Raw genomic sequence first — 641 nt, 5'->3', positions numbered from 1 at the left:
ATATCATGGGCACCTTCGAGCTGCTTCAAGCGGCCCGCGCGGCCGAGGTGCAGCGCTTTCATCATGTCTCCACGGATGAAGTCTTTGGCAGCCTTGGCCCCACGGGGCAGTTCACGGAAACCAGCCCCTATGATCCACGCTCGCCCTATGCGGCCTCGAAAGCGGCCAGTGACCATCTGGTGCGGGCCTGGGGCGAGACCTATGGGCTGCCGGTCGTGATCAGCAATTGCTCCAACAATTATGGCCCCTACCATTTCCCCGAAAAGCTGATCCCGGTGGTCATCCTCAATGCGCTAGCGGGCCGGGATATCCCGATTTATGGCGATGGCGCGAATGTGCGTGACTGGCTTTATGTCGAAGACCATGCCGATGCACTGCTGCGTGTCTTGCAGGAGGGTGAGATTGGGCGCAGCTATAATATCGGGGGCGAAAACGAGCGCTCCAATATCGATTTGGTCCGCGATATCTGCGCGCTTCTGGATGAAAAACGCCCCAAGGAGCGCCCTTATAGTGACCAGATCACCTTTGTTAGAGACCGCCCCGGCCATGATGCGCGCTATGCAATCGACCCCGATCGCATGCGCCGGGAGTTGAATTGGCGCCCTTCCGTGACCCTTGCCGAGGGGCTGGAGAAGACCGTG

1 protein-coding gene is annotated in these 641 nt (G+C 59.4%); it reads left to right on the top strand.

Annotated features, from left to right (window positions below; all coding sequences use genetic code 11):
• On the top strand, positions 1–641 hold a 641-nt coding region (locus A3722_RS14960), incomplete at both ends, for a dTDP-glucose 4,6-dehydratase (protein WP_150120501.1).

The organism is Sulfitobacter sp. HI0027 (assembly GCF_001634775.1).
Lineage (GTDB): Bacteria > Pseudomonadota > Alphaproteobacteria > Rhodobacterales > Rhodobacteraceae > Sulfitobacter.
This window is presented reverse-complemented; position numbering and strand designations above follow the sequence as displayed.